The sequence below is a fragment of the Ruegeria sp. SCSIO 43209 genome (assembly GCF_019904295.1).
In the GTDB taxonomy this organism is placed as follows: domain Bacteria; phylum Pseudomonadota; class Alphaproteobacteria; order Rhodobacterales; family Rhodobacteraceae; genus Ruegeria.
Genome location: NZ_CP065359.1, coordinates 1,553,324 through 1,576,304, shown reverse-complemented (window position 1 = coordinate 1,576,304; position 22,981 = coordinate 1,553,324). Strand labels below are relative to the sequence as shown.

Below are 22,981 nucleotides of genomic sequence, written 5' to 3'. Positions count from 1 at the left end.
GCCGCTCAAAAGCGGTAGGTCGCGCCAATCAGTGGACCGGATTGGTCGAACTTGAAATCGTTTCCGTCGATATCGTGGTCGAATGAGATATAGCGGTATCCACCGCGGATCAGCCAACGATCATTAATCGCATAGTCGGCTGTCAGCAGAACCTGCCATGTCTCGCTGCCACTGCGGAAGCCGCCATAGTCTACAAACCCAGTTCCTGACCATTTGTCCGAGAACTTGACGCGTGCGCGGGCCCCGATCACGGGATCGGTCCAGCTTGAATCAACCGTTGTTCGACGGCCGGGGGCCGCGCCTGGTTGCAATTCAAAGTCGGTTTCCGTGCTGAACCACCTGAATCCACCGACAATATCCACATTCGCGGTTTGATCCTCGTAGACCCTATAGCCGACATAGCCGCTGAGAAATTGCGTGGTAAAGGATGTGTCCAAGCCTGAGCTGGCAGGGCCGGGAGTGTCACTGCTGAAAGACAGATTGGTATAGTTATAGTCGGCCAACAGGGACCACCGGCCATTTGTGGCGGCAAACGCGGCCATGAAGGCAAAATCGAGATTGTCCAACGCATCGGAAAAACTCAGGGTGCCATCCAGTGTACCCATCGGTGTGCTGAGTGAGGTCTCAGTTTCCGGCATGAAAAGATAGATTGAGGCCTCATATGACCAGTCCGACTGTTGGGCCAAGGCCATTGGTGCCATCGAACCTGCCATTGCGAGGCCAAGCGCCAATCCTGTCCACTTTACTGTCACATCCATTTTCCGTCTCCCGCCAAGAACCTTGAATTGATTTCTATTGTCGCCTCATGCCAACCTAGCCAGGCGCATTGTTCGTTCTTTCATGCTGCCACGTCTTCGGGTTTGCCTGCGCCGTCTCCGACGCGATTGATATCGGTGCTAGGAAAAAACTCGGACCAGACATGCCAGAACACGCCTGCGCGCAGAGTTTCGACCCGTTGCAGTTGGCCCTGATCAGACATTCCCCAAAAGTCACATTGGGTCACGGGCTGACCGCTGTCATTGTACCAAACGCCCAAGCTTTCAAATTTTGGATCGAGGCTGACGACGATATCCCGCCCGCCGACACGCGCGTTGACGATCCAATCGTTGTCGACAACGAAATCGTCGGTCCAGCAGGTGGCATCCTGTCCGATTGTGATCCCCCAGACATAGGTTTTATTCGGCAGCCGATTGTCCGAACGGTCCATGTTGTCCATCACCGGAGCCTCTTCCTGATGCTGGCGGCCAATGCCCCAGCCGAACGTGATCTCGGTCATCATGTCCAGCAGCCGCAGCAAGGGGTTTGGGGAGGGTTTGTTCAAAAACACCTCGCCTTCCGGGAAAGCCTTTTGAAATCCACGGAAAGTCATCCGATAGGTTGGCCAGGGTGTCATCTGCGCTTCGGGCCGCAGAGGGCACGCGAGACCGTGTGCATTTGTGTCACGATCCGCTTCGCGAAAACCGTATATGTGCTGGATGGGCTCGCCAGTATCGTTGTCCCGCAGGATCAGGTTGTTGCCATGCTGGGCGAGAACCTCAAGGTTCAGCCGTTTGCCTTCGATGCTTGGCGCATAGCCCTGACCGAGATTGGCCATGGCGCAATAGGTCATCACGACGTCTTCTCCGCCCAGCCCTTTGTCGTCGCCCGCCAAATGTGGGCGCATGATTTGTGCATCAGGATGGGCTCGGGCATGGCCGTCATTCTCAATCACCATCACGGGGGCAGTCGGCCCGACATATTTGCGGGCCTCGTCGATGGGAAAATACTGCGCGTCATTTAGCTGATTTCTCAGACCTAGATGAACCCAGACATAGGGAAAGCCATAGAGAAGTAGAACAAGTAAAGCGGCAATGAGCCAAAGCCAGAACGGCCCGGCTCCCAGGGCGAAATGCGCGAGCGTTGCGAGAGCAAATGCGCCCAACCCGATGGCAATCAAGCGGTATTCATTGCGGATGAAACGCACCATATTCTCGCGCTTTACCTTCAACAGCATCTGGGACACGTCGCCCAAATCACGGAAGTAGACGAACCCGATCCCAAGTGATCCGATTAAACCCAGTGCGAATAGGAGTAATCCAAGCATGTGATGATCCTAGAAACTTGAGTGAATGACGACGGCGACACCGTGCTATTGCTGCGGGGATTGGCTTTTGATCAGGAAAGCCTCGACCGCTTGTTGGGTTTCGGGGCGCAGGTTCTCGATCCCTTCATAGGGCACGCCATACGCGGGTGGCGTGTCGGGGAATTTCTCTTTGCGGGCCATGTGTCGGCCAAGGATGCGTGCGAATTCCTGCCCGCCCCAGGCGCCAACCTCGGTCGAGACTGAATATTCCTCGCGCGTGTCCCGGTAGAGATCAAAGAACTTTGCCAGAATGGCGCTTTCCCCGGCTCCCGGCAGTTTGAGCTTAAGCTGGTCCTTAACGATCGCCTCGGGTTTGTTCACCGAATAGATGATCACGTGATCTCTGCGCGCTTTGGCTTCGTCCGCAAACAATAGCGCTGCGGATTGATCGACGCCATCCACCAGACGATCTCGCGGGATGTATTGCTCGGCCCCCGCAAAACGTGAAAGCGTTGTATAAAGGTCCGACACGTGAATGATGCTGTTCAGCAAACCATCTGCCTGAATCATCCCCGGCCAGCGAATAAAGGCATCGACCCGAACACCGCCCTCGGTCGTATCCCCTTTGCCACCAGCATATATCATCGGAGTATAGCCCGATTGCGGGGCGTATTTGGTAAAGTGGCCGTTGTCCCCCATAACGATGACGATGGTATTCTCGCTGACCCCCAACTCTGCCATGCTGGCGAACAAATCACCCAGCCATTGATCCAAAAGTTGCATCTTGTCGACATAGAGACCGCCATTCGCGCTTTCGGGACCAGAACGTCCGGCGCGGGTATTATCCAGAGGGATCATCGGCCAATATTGCAGGAAAAAGGGGGTATCGTCGCTGGCAAGACGTTCAAGCTCTGACAAGGTTTTGTCCTGAAAGGCCTGGTTCATCTCATCGTATTTGGCCGCATTCCAGCGCTCACCTGACTCCATCCGAATTTCGCGAATAGGACCGCCTGTTTCGCCTTCGATGACGGTCATCATCGCTGAGGCGTCCGGCCTGAACCAACCGTCCAGCGTGTATTTGTCATCATAATCTCTGATCGCGACCGAGACCTGCTCTTTGATTGCATCATCATTGAAAATTGTCAGCTGACCCTGCTGGTGAATGGCGTGTTGCGCATAGTCAAAGCCTTGGTTCATCGCCCAACTTTCCGCGATATCTCCCATGTGCCACTTGCCAACATGGCTGGTTGCGTAACCAACCTGTTTCAGCACTTCGGCCAACGTCACTTCTGCCCCCGGCAGGCCAAAGCCGGCAATATCAACGGTGGTATCACCCATTCCCATGCGTACAGGCAGCCGCCCTGTCATTTGGGCGACGCGAGTAGGGGTGCAAGAGGGTTCGGTATACATCCGAACCATGCGCATCGCGTCGTCGGAGAAATCGTTGATATTCGGCGTCGAATAACCCCGAACGGCGTTCAACTCGGGTATCCCCATGTCGCCGAATCCCAGATCATCGATCAGAACGCTGATGATGTTCGGTGGCTTACCGTTGTTGCCTTCGCGAAATGCAGCCAGGGCTTCATCCACAGCCATATCATCCTGGGCCCATTGCTCTGCGCGCTGTGCTTGCAAGATATAGAATTCGGCATCGTGTTGGATTGGGTTTTCTTGCGCGAACGTGCTGCGCGCGGCAAGGCTGGCGAATAAAACCAATACCCCTGAAATCTTCATTCGATATCCCCCGATCATGTACTGGGCGGAACGCAAACACTCCTGCCGCTGATTTCACATTAAAACATTATCATATTTAAACAGGAATTTCTGTAGCCTTCACTGCTGCCAGCTGGTGAACACATCGCGAGCCAGTTCAGATTCCGGGCGCAGGTTGTCGATGCCCTCGTAGGGGATGCCGCGCCCGATTTCGGAATGCGGGTGTTTCGCGATCATCTTCTGATGGCGTTTGATCATGTCCTGAAACGACGCTCCGGCCCAAAGTGAGTAACCGACCAAAGGGTGCAGTTCGCGTGGATCACGATAGATGTTGAAGGTCGGGGCCGCCGCTCCGGGTTGGCCGGGCGCGGGCAGGTGCATCTTGAATTCCTGCTTGACCACCGAGCGCAAAACCGGGCCTTCATAGACGTATACATAATCGCGGCGACCGTTGCCTTCACCGTTCAGCAGCAGGGCGGTCTGATCGACACCGTCGATGATGCGGTCGCGCGGGATATGATCAGTCGCGCCTGCGATCCGAGCCATTGTGGTATAGATATCAGACACATGAAAGATATCTCCGGCGGCGCTGTCAGCCTCGATTACTCCGGGCCAGCGAATGAATGCATCCGTGCGTACGCCACCTTCCAGATGTTGGGTCTTACCGCCACGATAGATCAGTTGATTGAGCCCCGAAGTTCCTTCGTAGTGGTACATCAGTCCATTGTCGGCCATCAAAACCACAATCGTGTTGTCGGCTTCTCCGGTTTCTTCGAGCTTGACCAGCAGGTCACCGATCCAGCCATCCAGTAGTTGCAGTTTGTCAGCATGAAACCCGCCGTTGCGAGAGATCGCGTTCTCGGAATAAACGAAATTCAGCGGGTAGAGCGGCCAATATTGCAGGAAAAACGGTTCTTCCTCGGCTGCGGCACGCTCCAATTGCTCAAGAGCCTGACGCTGATACCTCTCGTTCATCGCTTCATACTTGGCTTGGGTCCAGACCTCGCCCGGTGACATATCCACCTCTCGGGCGGTGCCGCCTGCTTCTGCCTCGACACCAGTCACCAGTCCGTAGGGTTTGAAACGCTCATCCAGCAGAAACTGATTGTTCTGCCCCTCGGGCACGTATCCGAGCATGTTATTCGCGCGCATCGCCTCGGGGGTCATGAGGCTCAGTTGAACTTGTTGATGCAGGGGGAAGGCGGCCCAATCGAAACCTTGGTTGTGGGGGTAGGCCTGTTCGATGTCACCTTGGTGCCACTTGCCAACATGCACGGTGTTGTAGCCAACCTCTTTTAGGATCTCGGGCAGGGTCACCTCGCTGGCTGGAAGGCCTTCGCCTACCAGAGCCACTTTGACTTCTGTCACACCGGCACGCACCGGATGTCGCCCGGTCAGCATCGCCGTTCGTGTCGGCGTGCACGAGGGTTCCGTGTACATTCGCATCAGCGACAAACCTTCGGTGGCGAACTGGTTGATGCTGGGCGTTTCGATGCCCATGACGTAGTTCATCTTGCGATCACCCATCTGACCAAAGCTGATGTCGTCGATCAGGATGTACAGGATATTGGGTGGTTTGCCCCCGTTTGCGTCGCGGATTTCGGCCAGTTTCGCGTCAATCTCAATGTCCTGGGCATCCCAGACCGTGCCGAACTGGGCACGCAGAAATTCGAACTCACCATCGTGAATAATCGGGTTCTGTTGGGCATATGCCGAACCTGCAGTCAGGATTAGCGCGGGCAAAATGTGTTTCAGGGTCATTTCAAGCCTTTCGTTTTATCCATATGCCCAAGCGTACCCGGAACGTCTGACAGCTTTGCTTCGATAGAGCTTCGCAAATCAGAAACGGTTTCCGCCAAATCCGCGAGGTACCGAGGGCGAACGCCCGTGTCGGAAAGAGGAGACTGAGCCAGCTCGGTCATCATCTCCTGATAGTCGAGGCAAATCCGGTCGAACTCACTGTCTTGGGCGCGCATGTTTCGCAGCAGAACGGAGGTTCCCGGGAATTGTGCGTCAAAGAAGTCTTCTTCGTCCATCCGCGTTGCCTTCGTGGAAATTACTCATAAAGCATGCATTCCCTAGAATATGACTTGAACGTATTAAGCCGCATGCTACCGTAGCACCATGGGGTCAAGCCATTGTCATGAAAGGATAGTTCTTGACTGCCCAGGCGGATAACAAACAACGTGACACAGCGCTTTCTTTCTCGGATGAGGAAGTGCGAAGTGCTCTTGAGCGGGTATTGAACTCAGGTGGCTTCAAAGGATCTGCCCGAATGCGGGCCTTTCTTAGCTATGTCGTGACCGAAGCGCTTGCGGGCCGCACGGATGAGATCCGCGCCAAGACCATTGCCATGGATGTTTATGGTTACAGCGCCGACGACTTGACCAAGCGGGAAGGGGTTGTGCGCGTTGATGCGGGTCGTGTCAGGCGAAAGCTAAAAGCTTACTACGGAGGTGATGGCGAAGCTGATCCCGTGGTGATTTCACTGCCTGTCGGTAGCTATGCACCCGAATTTACGCTGGGGAGTTCGCAAGCCCAGAACCCACAGGGCATTCGGCGAAGCGCGTTGGTCATCGCGTTCTTTCTGGCTTTGATTGGCTTAGGCATCTGGGTATCAGGCTATTACTCAAAGAATGAGCCTCGCAGCGCTGTGGGCCGAGGGCAAAGCGCGATTTATGACGTATCTCCCGCGCGGGTAGAAGCGATAAACCTTTGTAGTGCTGGCCGCGATGTGATGTTCCCCGTCGTTGACCTATCGCGCCTGCAACCGGCTTTGCTGATTTTTGAGACGGCGATTGAACGAGATCCACTCTTTTTCTGCGGCTATGCCGGAGCGGCACAGGTCGAGACCATGCTGGCCATTTTGTTGTTCTTTGAACCGGATGCAGAAAAGTATTTGAAGTCTGCCGATGAAAAAAGCGCCCATGCGATGGATATCGCACCTGATGAGGCTTGGGCGCTTTCGGCGCGGGCCTGGCTGGAATTTGCACTGGGCAATTACGATCGGGCATCAGCCCTGTCTCGCAGAGCCGTTGATCTGGCCCCCACCGATCCGCATGTCGCTGAGTTCGATGCACTTATTTCACTCTATACTCTGAATTTCGAGCGGATCCTGGCGCAATCTGAATGGTATGAAGAGCTTGCGGAACGCAGCGGCGGGCTTGTCTTTGGCAATGTACTAGGGTCTGCGCATTTTCATACCGGAGACTATGCAGCGGCGATCCGAACTTACGAGGACACGATCGAGCGCGGAGGACCATTTGGGCCGATATCAGCGGCCTATCTGATGGCCGCGCATTGGAACAATGGCGAACAAGTCGAGGCACAGCGTCTCGCCAATGTTTACCAGAAAACTTGGCCTGGTTTTCCGCTGGAGGCCCTGAAACGCCGCGTATTCAAAGAGTCGCAACCGGTTGATGCGCTTATTGCAGGCGTGAGGGCAGCGGGAGTCCCGTTGATCGACGGCGGGACCGCCCGCGAAAGTGATTGACTGGCAGGGTCTTATTCGTCCTGTGCGACCAGACCCAAACCGCGCAGATAGATTCCAATTCCGCTCTCCAGAAGGTCTTCAGGCGGGAAGGGGGAACTTGCGCCGGTATTGCGTGCGAAAAGTTCGACAACACCATGGCTCATGGCCCAGATATGGGCGCTGAACATCGAAGCGGGCGGACGCTTCTCCGGCGGAATATGCTGCGACAGATCGCTGGCGGCCTTTTCAAGCACGTTTTTGGCCCGGTTCGCGGCCAGCGCCAGTTCCGGTGTACGATTGATTGAAATCCCGCTTTCGAACATCGCAATATAATAGCCGGGGTGCTTGCGGGCAAAGGCCAGATAGGCGCGGCCCGTGGCCTCAAACGCCGCAAGTGCCGAGGGTTGCCCTTTGTCATAGGCAAATTGCATCAGGTCGGCGAACATCTCAAACCCCTGCCGCGCAGCCTCGGCGATCAGGTCCTCACGCCCTTCGAAATGGCGATAAACGGCGGCAGGAGTGACCCCAGCGGTCTTTGCGGCCTCTGACAATGTAAAACCGGTCGGTCCCTTCTGTTCGATCAGGGATAAGGCGGCCTCCATCAAGGCTTGCTTTAGGTTTCCGTGGTGATATCCGCGTTTCGTCATCCCGGCCTCAGGCGCGTTTTATTATATATATGCAGCGGCTAGGGCCTAATCCAGCATAGGCTGAGCAGAGTGTTACAATTAGCTTATGCATCCCAGATTTCCGGACCACCACTGATCTTTTCATCCGGCATGCCCACCACTTCCAGGTTTTTGCCTTCGTAGTCGAGTTGGCTTAGCACGGTGCGAATGGCTGCCAGCCGGGCGCGTTTCTTGTCATCTGATCGAATGATCGTCCAAGGGCAGTTTTCGGAATGGCTTCGTGTAAGGGTTTCGGTAATCGACTGGCTGTATTCGTCCCATTTGTGTAGGCCTGCGATGTCGATCGGGCTGAGTTTCCACTGCTTCAGAGGGTCGGTTTCGCGGGCAAGAAAGCGGTTAAGCTGCTCGGCGCGCCCGACATTCAGCCAGAACTTGAAGATATGTATGCCATCGTTGCTAAACCCGGTTTCCAAGGGCAGGACCTGCCTGAAAAAACGTTCACGCTCTTCCGTCGTGCAGAAGCCAAAGACATTTTCGACAACGCCCCGATTATACCAACTGCGATCAAAAAACACGATTTCACCAGCCGATGGGAGATGAGAGATATAGCGTTGGAAATACCATTGGCTGCGTTCTGCGTCCGAGGGTTTGCTAAGCGCCACGTTCCGCGCGCCCCTTGGGTTCAAATTCTCGCGGAACCTTTTGATGGTTCCGCCTTTGCCAGCGGCGTCACGGCCCTCGAACAGGATAGCGATGCGCTGGTCGTTCTCCTTGACCCATCGCTGCATCTTGACCAGCTCAATCTGCAGACCTTCCATCTGCTGATCGTATTCCTTGCCTTTAAGCTTTTTGGAGTAGGGGTAGGTCGGGTTCAGAATTTCACCCTTCTTGGCCTCTTCAATAGCCGAGCGTATGGATCTTGGGGCGTGGTTGTGAAAATAGTTCTCGATAGTGTCCGGGTCTGATTGGGTCATGCACGCCTCGCCATAAAATCCATATCTTACTATGAATTACGGATGGACTTAACGCAAACCCGCGCGCTCGGCTGCGCGGTCGATTGCGGCGGCAACCTCTGGGGCGGCCACAACCTGCGGCATGTGTCCTATGCCGTCCAATTCGATCAGCTCAGCGCCGGGAATCTGTTCGATCAGGCGCTCGGAATGCCAGCCCAGCCCGACAGTCGTATCCGCCGTACCGTGGACAATTTCGGTTGGCACGGAGATCTCGCCATAGCGGGGTTGAAGCTCGGTGATTTCATCCAGCAGATTTGCACGCTGTTTGGCATTTGCGTGCATCGAAGACTGGCGCATGGTCAAGCCCGGCCCGAAATGCTCGGCATATCCTTCGGGGGCTTTTTGCGGTGCAAACACCTGGTCCAATGCCTTCGTAACAAACCAGTCAGGAACAAATGCGCTGACCAAAGGCAAGGCAAGGGCGTTGCCCGCTGTCGTCGCACCAATAGTGTTGAACGCGTCCAGAGGTGTTTCCCACGGGATCGCCGCCGGAGCGATCAGGACCAAAGCTGTGATGTTGTCGGGCCGGGTGACAGCCCAGGCAAGCGAAACCGAACCGCCATAGCTTTGCCCGGCGACGATCGGTTTTTCTGCGCCTAGTTTCGATGCGGCCCGTTGTAGGATTTCCGCTTGTTCGACAATGGTTTCGCCGTCGGAGTTAAAGCTATCTGAATATCCAAGACCCGGGCGGTCAAAGACGATGACGCGATAGGTCTCGGCCAGAATTGGGGCCAGCGCAAAAGTCATGTCGCGCGTGTTTCCGCTGGACCCGTGGATAAGCACCACATCCGGCCCTACGCCCATCACGACGGCATGCACAGCAACGCCATCGACATCGACGATCTGGCCTTCTGGCGGAAACGAAGCCTCGGCGCTGCTTTCACGCTGCGCGCTGCGCCATGCGGTCACAAGGGCGAGACCCACAAGCGCAACGCTGAGCGATATCAAAAGCTTACTGGCCAATTTTACTCATATCAAACGGGGTTGTCTGGTAAATTTCATTGATCCAGTTACCATAAAGCAGATGCGCGTGACTGCGCCACCTGTTCTGAGGGTTCTGGCTTGGATCATCGTCGGGATAGTAGTTGATAGGCACATTAATCGGCGTGTTATTTGCGATGTCCCGGTCATATTCCTGTTTAAGCGTATCGCTGTCATACTCAAAGTGATTGAAGATATAGAGCGCCCGATGCGCGGGATCTTCGATCAGGCAGGGGCCGACATCATCACTGCCAAGCAGGGTGATCAGATCGGGAACCGCATCGATCTCGTATTGCCGCATCTCGGTCCAGCGGCTAACGGGTATCACGCAATCATCAGAAAAACCACGCAAAAATGGAGACGCGGGTGCAAGGTTCCGGTGCCGGAAGCAGCCAAAGGCCTTCGCATCCAGCATGTGTTTTTCAACGTCGTGGAAATGGTTGATCATCGCCATACCACCCCAGCATACGCCAAATGTGGAATGCACATTGGTCTGGGTCCACTCAAACACTTCGCGGATTTCATCCCAATAGGTGACGTCAGCGAAATCCAGATGTTCGATTGGTGCACCGGTTATGATCAGGCCGTCGAACTTCTGGTTCTTCACCTCCTGAAACGGATGGTAGAACTCGGCCATATGCTCGGCGGCGGTATTCTTGGTCTGATGTTCCGTCATGCGGATTAGAGACAGCTCAATCTGCAGCGGGGTCGCTCCGATCAGGCGTGCGAACTGGTTTTCGGTCTGTATCTTCTTTGGCATCAGGTTCAAAAGCCCGATCCGAAGGGGGCGAATATCCTGCCGTGCGGCCTGATCATCAGCCATGACCATGACGCCCTCATTTGTCAGGACTTCAAAGGCGGGCAGGTCAGAGGGGATTTTGATCGGCATTTGGTCACGCTGTTGAAACTGCGAAGGAAGTCTGGAACTTAGGCGGGGTTGGGGCGGGTCTCAAGGGTGCGTTCGATCAACTCATCGAAATCGCCACTATCCCGCACTTTGGCGATGTCATCGGCTGCTATTGTAACGCCCCAATTTCGGGCCATCGCTTCATAGCGTGGCTGCCGGTGCGCCAGCGCTTGCGCATAGGTCCAGCGGATGAATGCATCCGGATCAACCTTGGTGCCGGAACACTTGTTGAGGGCGAGGTATTCGTCCCAAACCCTCTGCAGGAACTCTGCCTTATAGGACATAGGCTTTGGTGCCTTGTCGAAGCGTTTGATCAGTTCTTCAGTGTGGGCTTCATCGCCCTTGATCCAGATCATCAGGGTCTGGCGCGACAATTCGGTCAGAATGTGGTCATTTGGATTGTCAGGCTCTACCCATTCGCAGATTGACCCGCCGGTATCGCAGATAAAGTGTGGATAGCAATAAAGACGATTGGCCCGGTCTATGAAATACTTGGTATCCAACAGGGCATGGATTTCGGCCTGACGAAACTGGTCTTGCCGCAGCTGATATTCCGAGATTTCAAGGCCTCCCAGATCGGGATTGCCCGGCTTGCCCAGATAAGTCGACACCGGGGTCAGGTTCTGAAACGTGATGTTCGACCCGATATATATTGAATCCGACAGCAAAAGCTCGCGGAGAAAGGGTACTTTCATCGCCTCAGCCTTGGCATTGTCCGCGATATGTTCGCCCATATAGCGGGTGCCGATGCGGTAATCGATTGAATAGTGGAACCAGTCCCCGGCATCTCGCAGCGTGTTTGAGACATAGGATTTTCCCAACCCGGACATACCGAAGAACAACACCTTCTTTCGCGCAGCCTGACGCCAGTCCGTTGCCGAGTTGTAGATCATAATCCGCCGTCCCTTGTTTTGCCCTAGCTAAAACGGGCCGCTGGCGGCGTCAATCGCGTCGGCGAGATCGGCTGAGGATGAGCAAGCCGATCGCCAGTATCGTAAAACCGATAAAAGCACGTGGTGGCAAAGCTTCATCGCGTACCAAAGCACCCATTAGTATTGCGATTGGCGGAATGATGAGCGTTACGAGCAGAACATTGCCGCTGCCTGCTTGTTGCAGTACGCGATAATACAGCAGATACGCCCCGGCCGTAGCGAGCAGGGCGTAATAGGCGATTGCCAGCCAGGTTTGCAGGGGCAGGGTGAAGGTCGGAACTCCATCGACCAACAACATAACAGGCGTCATCAGGATCGCAGATCCGGTCAACATACCTGCCGCGGCGATCTGAGGTGGAAGTGTGCTCATGTGGATGCGAGCCCAGATGGCTGCAAACGCATAAGAAAGCGTCCCAGCCAGGATCGCAACCTGACCCAGGTTGCTTGGGTTTAGGTTGCTAAACTGTCTGAGGCCAATTGTGATTGAAACGCCCAGAAACCCAAGCCCTACGCCAAGGAGGCGGGTTTTGGTCAGCCTCTCGTCGCGAAAAAACAAGGCCGCTAAAAGGACGCCGAAGATCGCGGTGGCAGCGTTCAGAATCGATGTCAGCCCAGTTTCGACATAGAGCTGCCCCCAGGCCATAAGCGAGAATGGCAGGACATTGTTCAACAGCCCCATGATCAGAAAAATACCCCAGACCTTGGGATCGCTCGGGACCGGTTGGCGTTGAAAGATGATGACGATCCACAACGCCAGCGCTGCCCAAAAAACCCTGTGGAAAACTGATGTTATGACGGGAATCGTATCAAGTGCAATTCGGATCGCAAGGAATGACATTCCCCAAATGACACCAAGCAGTATCAATTCGGACCAAGTGCGAGCTGTGAGTGTTTTCTGAGAAGTCATGGCTTGTTCTGGCATCTCTCAATCAGCATATCGACCCGGAACATGCGAAAAAGCCCCACCGAGATGGCGGGGCTTAATATGCACATTTGCATCTGCTTTAGTTCAGCGCGTAAGTCACCTGAATACCAACGCTCCATGCGCTGTTGCCAGTGAACGTGGCACGGTTATCGGGGCCAGTACCGTTGGCAGTGGCATCCCCAATATCCGTATAGCGTACACCACCGGAAATCTTGGCCTTTTCAAGAGAGTAAGTGCCGCCCAGACCGATACTCCAGAACCCATCCGTCGGGCCTAGGTTCGAGACCGAGTTCCCCTGAGAGCTCTCGTAGCCCAGCGTTACCGCGCCAGAGAATTCTTCGCTAAACTGATAGCCGAGACCCAGTGAGTAGGTCCATGTCGCCTCTTCGTAGTCGACCAGGTTAATACCGGTCAGACCAGTATAGACCGGCGGTGCGTACACGGTTTGCGGCCAGTCAACCCAACGGATCGAACCAAACAACAGCGTTTTTGGCGCGACACCTGTCTGGAAATCGAGATTGACCGATTGAGGCGTCACAACCTCGGTCGATGAATCAGCGCTGACGCGACCCACGACGGGTATGCCGGGTGGAACAATTCCAGTGATGGCATCGTTCGCTTCGGTCTGCGACAGATCATGTGTGATTTTCGAGTTATAGGTCAGAGCGACCCGTGCGGCGATATCTGGCCGTTCCCAAGCAACACCGACAACGTAACCGAAATCGATCTCGGCATCGGTTTCAACGCGGTAACCGCCGGACGCGAATGGTGTTGTGCTTGCTCCAGCGATCGGAACTGAAACACTTGCTTTCAGACGCTGGGCGCGGAGACCACCGATAACACTGAAGCCACCATCCAATTTGTAGCGAAGCAAAGCCGTGATCGCATCGGTATCTGCTTTTGCGCGAAGCACGTCAGTTGTTGCTCCGGGAAGACCTGCCAGAGCCAAGACATTCTGCGACAAGGGATAATCCGAAGAATAGTCGATATCCGCGCCAAACGGCTCGTCATAAACCAGCGCGAAGTCGAGCTTTTCGGTCAAAGAAGTCTTGTATGCCAGATGCGGCGTGAAAAAGCTGTTCGAGACATTGCCCGAGTCAATCGTTTCCCCAAACGTCGGGCTGGTCGGGATTTGATCCTCCATCGATCCGCTTACGTCCGGCTTTGTATACCCAAGCCGAAACTGCACGACAGATCCCTCTTCGAAAAGGATGTTAACACCTTGCCCACTTCGGTCTAGGCCGCCGGCCTGCGCCGCGGTTGCCCCAATGCACAACGCGCATGTGTGCAACAACACTCGTTTCATATATTCCTCCCTACACTGTCCAAATTGCCTGTTATACGCATCCTCATTGGGCGTATTCGGCCTCGTTACCGCTTTTTACTGTCTTAAACTTTAAAATTGGGTCAACCGGTGACGGAGCGTTATTCAGCAAAATAGCTCTATGCGGGTGTTGCTGAATTGCTACGGTTCTCGGACCAAACGTTCAGGAAAATCCCGGCAAAGATCACCGCGGCCCCCAGAAGCGTCCAGTGATCCAGCGGCTCGTGATAAAGGACCATCCCGAGGATCGCGATGGTCGGAAGGCGTGCAAAATCAAACGGCACGACCACGGTCGCAGGCGCGATGGCCAGGGCATTGGTAATACAGTAGTGGGCCAATAGGCCTGCCAAGCCGACAAGCAAAAGAAGCGGCGCAGTCGTTAAGGTTGGAAGTGTGATTTGCCCATCCAGACCTGATGCAACCAGACCCAAACCGGCCTGCATCAAAGTAAGCCAGAACATAATGCATCCGATGCTGGCTATGCGCGTTAAGGACTTGGTCGATATTGCTGTTAACGCGAAGAAAATCGCAGATGCGGCCGCAGCAATAACGCCGGGACTAAGTGTGGCGGCCCCTGGACGGGCCACAATGAGAATCCCGGCAAATCCGATCAGGGCTGCGGTCAGACGCAAAGCGGTCAACCTCTCGTGCAGCAGCAGTGGGGACAGCAGGATCACCCAGATGGGCTGAGTGAATTCGAGTGCAAAGACCTGGGCCAACGGGATCACTGTTACTGCATAGAACCACAGGTTCTGCCCGGTGAAATGCAACACGTTCCGAATACCATGCAAACCAAGACGTTTGGTGGTTACCTGATGCCATTTGCGTGAAGCCGAGAGGACGATTGCCACCACGCAGATACCAACTAGGCTGCGATAGAACATGATCTCAAAGGTGTCGTGCGTCACGCTCAGCTCGCGGCCGGCAATGGCCATCGATGTGAATGAGGCGATCGCCCCTGTCATCCACAGCGCCGCCTTACCGATCTGCATTTTATTGCTGTTCATGAGATCTCTTACATGTGCCGTGGTGCAACGGGCTGAATAGATTGCGTTTTACCCGATGAAGCAAGGCTAAATGTAAGTCTGGCCGTCTATGATCGCTTTGGGTGAGCGGCTTAGATGATGCCAGTATTCTGACGCGAACCCTCAAATAAAGGGGGTTCTTAACCGGTCAGCGCGCTGGCACTGATACTCAGGTGGTTGGCAGAGCTTTGCTGACCGAATCGCCGTTCAACACGTATCGAGCACCGGTATGAGGGCAGGTAACCTCACCACGACCAGTGAGAGGGATATCCAACTGCTCGCCATACTCGCTCATCCAGCCAATCTGTTTGGCAGCGACGCCCACCATCAGTGCGTATGGCTTCACGTCTGCATTAACCACGGCACCTGCACCGATAAACGCGTATTCCCCGATTGTAGCACCGCAAACGATCGTGCAATTGGCGCCCAGCGTGGCCCCTTTCTTTACCAGAGTATTGCGGTATTCGGCCTTTCGTTCGATCAATGAACGCGGGTTGTACACATTCGTGAACACCATGCTCGGCCCACAGAATACGCCGTCTTCCAGCGTGGTGTTGTCATAGTTCAAAACGTTGTTCTGAATTTTTTGCAATCGTCGCCAATTATGACCTTGTTCCCAACGAATACATTCTGCCCAAGTGAAACATTTCGGCCCAGCTTAGCGCCGCCGCAGATGTGCACCCAATGCCAGATTCGGCAGCCATCTCCGATCTGCGCGCCTTCATCGACGATTGCCGTTTCATGTACCGAGTAGTTGCTCATCGAATTGTCCTTCTCCCGTCAAACGCGGTGCATTTCAGCACTGTCGAGGGGGAATAATCACTCCCATTCAATCGTTCCGGGAGGTTTCGAGGTGATGTCGTAAGTGCACCGGTTGATGCCCTTGACTTCGTTGATGATACGCGTGGCGGTTTCACCGAGGAATTCGTGGCTGAACGGATAGTAGTCCGCTGTCATGCCATCGACGGATGTGACCGCGCGGAGGGCGCAGGCGTAATCGTATGTTCGTCCATCCCCCATTACACCGACTGTGCGCACCGGAAGAATGGCGACAAAGGCCTGCCAAATCTCATCATACAGACCATGTTTGCGAATCTGGTCGATATAGATGGCGTCGGCTTCGCGCAGGATCTCAAGCTTTTCGCGAGTTATCTCACCCGGGCAGCGAATGGCAAGGCCGGGGCCGGGGAAGGGGTGGCGACCGATGAAGCTGTCGGGCAGGCCCAACTCTCGGCCCAACGCGCGGACCTCGTCCTTGAAGAGTTCACGCAGAGGCTCGACCAGCTTCAAACCCATCTTTTCAGGCAGGCCACCCACATTGTGATGCGATTTGATGGTCACAGATGGACCGCCCGAAAACGACACGGATTCAATCACATCTGGATACAGGGTGCCCTGTGCCAAGAACTCGGCGCCGTCGATTGTGTCGGCGTGTTTCTGGAACACGTCGATGAACAGCTTGCCGATAATCTTGCGCTTGGTCTCAGGATCGGATTGACCATCAAGTTCACACAGGAACAGTTCACTTTCGTCCGCGTGGATCAACTGGATGTTGTAATTGTCGCGGAACATGCCGACGACTTCGGCAGCTTCGTTCTTGCGTAGCAGCCCATGGTCGACAAACACGCAGGTCAGCTGATCGCCAATCGCCTCATGTATCAGGATCGCCGCAACCGAGCTGTCGACACCGCCAGACAAGCCACAAATGACTTTTTTGTCCCCGACCTGTTCGCGGATCTTGCGGATCATCTCGTCCCGATAAGCCCCCATGGTCCAATCGCCCTTGAACCCTGCCAGTTTGACAAAATTCTCATAGAGCTTTGCACCCTTGGGTGTGTGATGAACCTCGGGGTGAAATTGCACCGCATAGAAATGACGCGAGGCGTCGGCCGTGATGGCATACGGCGCGTTGGGTGAAGTACCGAACACCTCAAAACCCGGAGCGATTTCGCTGACATGGTCGCCGTGGCTCATCCAGACCTGCTCGTCACCTTCGGCGAACCAGCCATCGAGGATATCAAGCCGATTATTCGGAGTAACAAATGCGCGGCCAAATTCTGCGGTGCCATGCCCGCTTTCAACCTTGCCGCCCAGCTGATGCATCATCACCTGCTGACCATAGCAGATGCCCAGGATCGGCACGCCGTAGTCAAAAATCTCTTGCGGGGCGCGGGGTGAACCCTCGCGCGTAACACTGTCAGGGCCGCCCGAAAAAATGACGGCCTTGGGCGCCATCTCTCGCACGAAATCCATCGTGACGTTCTGGTAGGGGTGGATTTCGCAATAGACGTTCAGTTCGCGCAAGCGGCGGGCAATAAGCTGCGTCACCTGGCTGCCGAAGTCGATGATCAAAAGGCGGTCATGGCTGTCTTGGGTCATGATTGGCTATTAGGTCGCAAGCCTTGCTTGTGCAAGCGTAATGACGTCAATTCAGCGAGGAGGCTGATACATGACCACCATAAAACTCAGAACTGCCGAACGAAGCGACGCCAAGTCGATACAAGTTTGTATCGCAAGCGCTTATGCCGATGCGATGAGAGACATTGCCGATCTGCCGGATGTTGCGTCTGGTATCGAGGAAGAGATCGCAGAGCATCAGGTCGTCATTGCTGAAGTGGACGGTACACTTCTCGGTGTCATCATATTTGATCAACAGGCCGAGGCTATGATGGTATTCAATCTCGCCGTTTCGCCAGAAGCTCAGGGCAAAGGTGTTGCGCGGCAATTACTTGCAGTTGCTGAAGCTGAGGCTGTTGAGCTTGGGCTTTCTATCCTGCGCTTGCGGACTCACCGATTGATGCACGCGACCCGTGAAATGTACACCCATCTGGGTTGGGTGGAGGTCGAGGAGGCAGGGAATTCTGTCGTCATGCAGAAATGGGCAAAGTAGGGACTGACAGACATATGTCGCTGTGGCCTACAGTTCATGTCGCTTTTACCTCTAGAGCGCCGTAAACTACCTGTGGCGGAGTTTGCCGTTCATGTAACACATCTACCAAACCAACCAATCACGGGATTTACTCAATGGCAGAGGCAAACACCCGGCGCAGGGCACGGGGTGGCGGTGGTGCCGCCCGTCGTGCCGAGCGTACGGCGGTCAAGATCGAAACCGCGAAATATATCGAACGCAATATCCCCAATTTCGAGGTCCTCAACGAAGAGGCGCTGGAGATTATCGAAACCAATGCGGAAACCGTATTGGCTGAGATTGGCGTCAATTTCGTAGACAATCCGGCAGCGCTTGAGCGCTGGAAAGACGCGGGTGCAGATGTCGATGGTGAGCGGGTCCGCCTGCCGCGCGGCCTGGCACGTGAGCTGATCAAGACCGCCCCTAGCGAATTTACCCAGCACGCCCGCAATCCTGAGAAATCGGTAGTCATCGGCGGCCGCAATATGGTTCTGGCTCCGGTCTATGGTCCTCCGTTCGTACGCGATGCGCAAGGCGGACGTCGTTACGCGACAATGGACGATTTCAACAAGTTCGTGAAGCTGGCCTACATGTCCAAGTGGCTGCACCATTCGGGCGGTACGGTCTGCGAACCGACAGATATTCCGGTAAACAAGCGCCATTTGGACATGCTGATGGCGCATATGACTCTGTCCGACAAACCGTTCATGGGTTCGGTCACTGATCCTAGCCGGGCGCAGGATTCGATCGAGATGTGCGAGATTCTGTTCGGCAAAGAGTTCGTGCAGAACAACACCGTGATGACATCGTTGACCAACATCAACTCGCCGATGACCTTTGACGACGTGATGATGGGTTCTCTGGAAGTTTATGCCGCAAACAATCAGGCCTGCATTATTTCGCCGTTCATCGTTGGTGGTGCTATGGCACCGGTTTCGGTCGCGGGCACGCTGACGCAGGTTCTGGCCGAGGTCATGGCAGGTGTAGCATATAGCCAGATCATCCGTCCGGGTGCTCCTGCGATCTTTGGGGCGTTCGTATCGTCGATCGACATGAATTCAGGAGCGCCGACCTTTGGCACCCCAGAGGCTTCGCACGTCACTTATGGTGCGGGTCAGTTGGCGCGCCGACTGGGTTTGCCATATCGCTCTGCGGGTTCGTTCTGTGGTTCAAAATTGCCGGATGCGCAAGCTGCGTATGAGACCGCGAACTCGTTGAACATGGGCCTTATGTCGGGTGTGAATTTCATGCTGCATTCCTGCGGTTGGCTCGAAGGCGGCTTGGTGGCGGATTTCGAGAAATTCGTCATGGATGCCGATCAGTTGGGCGTCTTGCACGGATTGGCCAAAGGTGTGGCCTATGATGAGAATGCACAGGCGATGGACGCCATCCGCGAAGTCGGTCCCGGAGGTCACTATTTGGGTTGTGCCCATACGCAAGCCAACTTCAAGGAAGCGTTCTGGAAAACCGATCTCTTGGATTATAAGCCGTTTGAGACCTGGGAAGAAGAAGGCGCCCGCGATACACGGACGCTGGCTTCGGCACGGGTTGAGCATCTGTTGGCGAACTACCAGCAGCCGCAGCTTGACCCTGATGTAAAGGCGGCGCTCGACGCATATGTTGCCGAAAAGAAAGCATCGATGCCGGACGCGTTCACCTGATTACTGATACTGCGTTGCGCGACTGGCCTGATACAGTTGCGCTTCGCCATTCAATGCAATCAGCAGATCAAGATGGCGAACAAGTGAATAGGCCGCATCTTCTTCGATGCGCTGCGCGTTAATCTCACGCTCCAATTCCAGCAAACGGATCAACGCTGCGCCAGTGCCCGGTGTTGATCCATACCCAAGAAGCCGTTGCAGGTGGCGGTCGCGATTATAGTCCTGCGCCCCGATCTTGGCGGCACGGGCCAATAGTCGCGGGCGGCGGAGTGTGGTGATCATGGTCATCAGGTCCTGCACGGCAGCTTTCCTTATTTTTCAATTTCGCTGTCTGAAATGTGACACAACCTAAGCGGGTGTTGCCTTGTGCGGGATCACCCCGAACTATGGTTTCACCACTGTTTATCTTTTTGAATCAATTCTGCTCTGTGCCGTCTGCGATTAACGAACGAGTAACGAAAGCAACTCTAGTTAGATTTGGTTAACTAAGAATCCGACGGCTAAAACTGTCAGTTTGTTTTGTCGACGAGGGCGAAGAAATATGGAAAACAGCGTGGCATTCACTGTTCCGGCATGGGTTCCCGAAGGGGCGCAACGATATCTGGACCATACGGAGTCAGGGCGATCTATTCGGGATATTGCGCGGTCCGCAGGGTGCCATGCCTCGACCATTCTGCGTCAGATCCGCAGGGTTGAGATGCGCAGGGACGATCCTTTGGTGGATGCAGCTCTGCATTCTCTGGCCCAATCACACTTTGCGCCAATGGAGCGCACAGGTTCTTCTTTTGCAATCGTGACGTCTGAGGCAGGACGGCCCGAAGCTCAAGACGACGAATTCGAGCGCGAGTCGCTGCGTGTACTGAGGCGCATGTGTGAATCCGGTGCCGTGCTTGCCGTGGCCGAGGATATGGACAAGGCTGTTGTGGTTCGGGACAACGGCAAAGGAGGAACTACCAAAACAGCAGTTGTAGATTGCCGGATCGCGCAGGCTCTGGCGCTGAATGATTGGATTTCATGCGATAGTCCGGGTCGGATTTCGCGCTACCGGATTTCAACCTCGGGCAGGGCTGCACTAAGTCATTTGATTGCCGAGGCCGAAAACCGGGCGCGTACGCAGAATGAATTTGGCATGGCGGAAGCGCAGGCGGCATTCAAACCCGCAACTGCGGGTGCAAGGGCGCCATCGCAGCCCCGCGTTCGTTACAGCACTGTGGAAAGCCCGCTGATCGCTTTGGCGCGCCGCCGCGACCGGGATGGCAAGCCGTTTCTGGATGAAACTCTGGTGAGCGCGGGCGAGCGCTTGCGTGAGGATTTCGAACTGGCGCAGATCGGACCTCAGGTCACACAAAATTGGGATCGCTTTCTGACAGGCGGTGGACGCGGTGACTTTGCCTCGGACAGCCAGGTGGGGCGAGGACCTTCTGGTGCCAGGGATCGTGTGGCCCGCGCGCTGTCTGACCTTGGGCCGGGTTTGAGCGACGTCGCGCTGCGCTGTTGTTGTTATCTAGAAGGGCTTGAGCTGGCTGAAAAGCGGATGGGCTGGTCTGCGCGATCAGGCAAGATCGTGCTGCGGATCGCGTTGCAAAGGCTGAAGCGCCACTACGAGGACCAGACCGAGCGGGATCGGATGATCGGCTGAACGATTCATGCAGCCATATACCGGCCTTGCGGAAATAACCCCAAATGATAGTCAGGGGTTATGAATTTCACCTTCCGCCAGCTGCAATATTTCCAGGCCGTCGCCGAACAGCGTAACTTTGGCCGTGCCGCGCAGGTCTGCCATGTGTCGCAGCCTGCGCTTTCAGTTCAAATCAAGTCACTGGAAGACTCGATCGGTGGGCCGTTGTTCGAACGGCAGGCCCGCGACATCCTGTTGACACCACTTGGTCGAGACGTATTGGACTATGCCCAACATGTCCTGAACGCGGCCGAACGGTTGGATCGATTTGCGCGCGACCATTCGGGTGGCCATAGGTCCCTGTCGATCGGGATTATTCCTACGGTTGCGCCATATTTGCTACCGGGGGTACTGGCCGGGTTGCGGGCTGCGGATGTCTCGTTGCGGGTTCAGATTCGTGAGGCTCGGACCGAGCGGCTGCTATCCATGTTGGGCTTGGGCGAAATAGATGCCGCCGTACTGGCGCTGCCCCTGGGAAATGGAACTTTCCACGAAGAGCCACTGTTCGAAGATCGGTTCTTGCTGGCAGGAAGTCAGACTCGCTTGAATCGATTGACCATCAGCCCGGAAGAGTTGCGGCCTGTGGACTTGAAGACAGCGCAATTGATGCTGTTGGAAGACGGGCACTGCCTGACAGATCAGGCGCTAGAAGTTTGCGGTCAGGATCGTACCAGCGGCCAAATTAATATGGGTGCGTCCTCACTTGCCACGTTGTCGCGTTTGGTCGCCGAAGGGTTTGGCCTGACGTTGATGCCTGAACTTGCGGCGCAGGCCGAGACGGATGCAGTCCCTGGTCTGCGATTGTTGCGATTTGGTGCGCCGCAACCGGCGAGGACCATTGGCCTGGTGCGTCGCAGCTCGACCGGAGCGGAGGAGTGGTTCGATCGATTGGCGCAAGTAATCCGGCAGGTCGGTGAAGACGTGGTAGCTAAAACTCGAACCTAACGAAAAAGGCCCGCCGAAATGGCGGGCCTTTCAAAGTAGGGCATGACAGGATTATGCCAGCGCCGGTTCGCGGGCTTCGTCCAGATGCTTCATCAGGTTTTCTGGGGACGACACGCCGTAAGGGTCTTCGGGGCAGTTATCCATCAGGCCGGGCTCTTCGAACCATGCCTCCACAACGCCATCGTTGACGATGGCTGCGTAACGCCACGAGCGCATGCCAAAGCCCAGATTGTCCTTGTCGACCAGCATACCCATTTTACGCGTGAACTCACCGGACCCATCAGGAATGACCTTGACGTTTTCCAGACCCTGATCGGCGGCCCATTTGTTCATGACAAAGCTGTCGTTGACGGACATGCAGTAGATTGCATCGATGCCCTTGGCCGCAAAATCGCCGTGGCCTTTTTCGAAACCAGGCAATTGATAGGTCGAGCATGTCGGGGTGAATGCGCCGGGCAGCGAGAACAGGATAACACGCTTGCCTGCAAAATAATCCGCAGTTGTCTTGTCTTCCCAACGGAACGGGTTGGGGCCTTCGACGGCCTCATCGCGGACACGGGTGTGGAAGGTTACGTCAGGCAGTTTTGCACCGGTTTTCATCATCAAACTCCTGTGATTCACATATGTTTGCCGCGAGAGTTAAAATGATTCTAACTCGGCTTCAATGATATATATGCTGCAACAGCATAATATCTTTGATGGCGTTAAAGCATTATAAGTAATGCGTAAAATGATGTGTATGGTCACTTTCGCTGCACGCGCGTAGACGTGCCGCATAGCGGCTATGCGCCGCTGGTGTAACCAAATGA

At 55.1% G+C, this 22,981-nt stretch carries 21 protein-coding genes and 1 pseudogene; 5 read left to right on the top strand and 17 right to left on the bottom strand.

Annotated features, from left to right (window positions below; all coding sequences use genetic code 11):
* Positions 1–5: 5 nt before the first annotated feature.
* The 5 genes from I5192_RS07955 to I5192_RS07935 form a co-directional block, all read right to left on the bottom strand.
* Entirely contained in the window at positions 6–758 is a 753-nt protein-coding gene (locus I5192_RS07955) for an outer membrane protein (protein WP_255612112.1), read from the bottom strand.
* Positions 759–838: 80 nt separating this feature from the next.
* Positions 839–2,083 (bottom strand): DUF3179 domain-containing (seleno)protein, encoded by a 1,245-nt coding sequence (locus I5192_RS07950; RefSeq protein WP_223118131.1) that lies wholly within the window; start codon positions 2,081–2,083, stop codon positions 839–841.
* Positions 2,084–2,128: 45 nt separating this feature from the next.
* Positions 2,129–3,796 (bottom strand): sulfatase-like hydrolase/transferase, encoded by a 1,668-nt coding sequence (locus I5192_RS07945; protein WP_170393264.1) that lies wholly within the window; start codon positions 3,794–3,796, stop codon positions 2,129–2,131.
* A gap of 99 nt (positions 3,797–3,895) precedes the next feature.
* The gene (locus I5192_RS07940; RefSeq protein WP_223118130.1) at positions 3,896–5,536 is read right to left on the bottom strand and encodes a sulfatase-like hydrolase/transferase; all 1,641 of its coding nucleotides are present in this window, start codon (positions 5,534–5,536) and stop codon (positions 3,896–3,898) included.
* Positions 5,533–5,811: a hypothetical protein gene (locus tag I5192_RS07935; protein ID WP_223118129.1), complete on the bottom strand. Its 279-nt coding sequence runs from the start codon at positions 5,809–5,811 to the stop codon at positions 5,533–5,535. The genes I5192_RS07940 and I5192_RS07935 overlap by 4 nt, the downstream gene beginning before the upstream one ends.
* Before the next feature lie 239 nt (positions 5,812–6,050).
* Here I5192_RS07935 and I5192_RS07930 point away from each other — a divergent pair, with 239 nt between their 5' ends.
* Positions 6,051–7,268 (top strand): lipopolysaccharide assembly protein LapB, encoded by a 1,218-nt coding sequence (locus I5192_RS07930; RefSeq protein WP_255612111.1) that lies wholly within the window; start codon positions 6,051–6,053, stop codon positions 7,266–7,268.
* 11 nt (positions 7,269–7,279) lie between these two features.
* Here I5192_RS07930 and I5192_RS07925 read toward each other — a convergent pair whose 3' ends face one another.
* The 10 genes and pseudogenes from I5192_RS07925 to guaA form a co-directional block, all read right to left on the bottom strand.
* Entirely contained in the window at positions 7,280–7,894 is a 615-nt protein-coding gene (locus I5192_RS07925) for a TetR/AcrR family transcriptional regulator (RefSeq protein WP_170393260.1), read from the bottom strand.
* Positions 7,895–7,977: 83 nt separating this feature from the next.
* Complete coding sequence (ppk2, locus tag I5192_RS07920) at positions 7,978–8,847, bottom strand: polyphosphate kinase 2 (protein WP_170662364.1); 870 nt, start codon at positions 8,845–8,847, stop codon at positions 7,978–7,980.
* Between the two features lie 48 nt (positions 8,848–8,895).
* Complete coding sequence (locus I5192_RS07915) at positions 8,896–9,849, bottom strand: alpha/beta fold hydrolase (RefSeq protein ID WP_170510670.1); 954 nt, start codon at positions 9,847–9,849, stop codon at positions 8,896–8,898.
* The gene (gene metA, locus I5192_RS07910) at positions 9,839–10,756 is read right to left on the bottom strand and encodes a homoserine O-succinyltransferase (RefSeq protein ID WP_223118128.1); all 918 of its coding nucleotides are present in this window, start codon (positions 10,754–10,756) and stop codon (positions 9,839–9,841) included. The genes I5192_RS07915 and metA overlap by 11 nt, the downstream gene beginning before the upstream one ends.
* A 38-nt stretch (positions 10,757–10,794) precedes the next feature.
* The gene (locus I5192_RS07905; RefSeq protein WP_223118127.1) at positions 10,795–11,667 is read right to left on the bottom strand and encodes an ATPase; all 873 of its coding nucleotides are present in this window, start codon (positions 11,665–11,667) and stop codon (positions 10,795–10,797) included.
* Positions 11,668–11,716: 49 nt separating this feature from the next.
* On the bottom strand, positions 11,717–12,613 hold the full coding sequence (locus tag I5192_RS07900; protein WP_223118126.1) for a DMT family transporter: 897 nt from the start codon (positions 12,611–12,613) through the stop codon (positions 11,717–11,719).
* A gap of 97 nt (positions 12,614–12,710) precedes the next feature.
* Entirely contained in the window at positions 12,711–13,937 is a 1,227-nt protein-coding gene (locus tag I5192_RS07895) for an OmpP1/FadL family transporter (protein WP_170393255.1), read from the bottom strand.
* Between the two features lie 137 nt (positions 13,938–14,074).
* Positions 14,075–14,962 carry a DMT family transporter gene (locus tag I5192_RS07890; protein ID WP_223118125.1) on the bottom strand — a complete coding sequence of 296 codons (888 nt, stop codon included), beginning with the start codon at positions 14,960–14,962 and terminating at the stop codon, positions 14,075–14,077.
* A 187-nt stretch (positions 14,963–15,149) separates the two neighbouring features.
* Positions 15,150–15,742: pseudogene (locus I5192_RS07885) on the bottom strand (acyltransferase).
* A gap of 57 nt (positions 15,743–15,799) precedes the next feature.
* The gene (gene guaA / locus I5192_RS07880; RefSeq protein WP_223118124.1) at positions 15,800–17,359 is read right to left on the bottom strand and encodes a glutamine-hydrolyzing GMP synthase; all 1,560 of its coding nucleotides are present in this window, start codon (positions 17,357–17,359) and stop codon (positions 15,800–15,802) included.
* Between the two features lie 70 nt (positions 17,360–17,429).
* Between guaA and I5192_RS07875 the strand changes: the two genes are divergently transcribed.
* Both I5192_RS07875 and I5192_RS07870 read left to right on the top strand, forming a co-directional pair.
* Entirely contained in the window at positions 17,430–17,870 is a 441-nt protein-coding gene (locus I5192_RS07875) for a GNAT family N-acetyltransferase (protein WP_223118123.1), read from the top strand.
* Positions 17,871–18,004: 134 nt separating this feature from the next.
* Entirely contained in the window at positions 18,005–19,549 is a 1,545-nt protein-coding gene (locus I5192_RS07870; RefSeq protein WP_170393250.1) for a trimethylamine methyltransferase family protein, read from the top strand.
* On the opposite strand, the gene I5192_RS07865 is transcribed toward I5192_RS07870, so the two are convergent.
* Positions 19,550–19,837: a DUF6477 family protein gene (locus I5192_RS07865; RefSeq protein WP_370644434.1), complete on the bottom strand. Its 288-nt coding sequence runs from the start codon at positions 19,835–19,837 to the stop codon at positions 19,550–19,552.
* Between the two features lie 253 nt (positions 19,838–20,090).
* Here I5192_RS07865 and I5192_RS07860 point away from each other — a divergent pair, with 253 nt between their 5' ends.
* Positions 20,091–21,188 (top strand): DUF6456 domain-containing protein, encoded by a 1,098-nt coding sequence (locus tag I5192_RS07860; protein WP_170421319.1) that lies wholly within the window; start codon positions 20,091–20,093, stop codon positions 21,186–21,188.
* Positions 21,189–21,248: 60 nt separating this feature from the next.
* A complete protein-coding gene (locus tag I5192_RS07855; RefSeq protein ID WP_170562940.1) occupies positions 21,249–22,172 on the top strand; it encodes a hydrogen peroxide-inducible genes activator in 924 nt (307 codons plus the stop codon).
* Positions 22,173–22,223: 51 nt separating this feature from the next.
* Here I5192_RS07855 and I5192_RS07850 read toward each other — a convergent pair whose 3' ends face one another.
* Complete coding sequence (locus I5192_RS07850; protein WP_170393246.1) at positions 22,224–22,772, bottom strand: peroxiredoxin; 549 nt, start codon at positions 22,770–22,772, stop codon at positions 22,224–22,226.
* Positions 22,773–22,981: the final 209 nt, after the last annotated feature.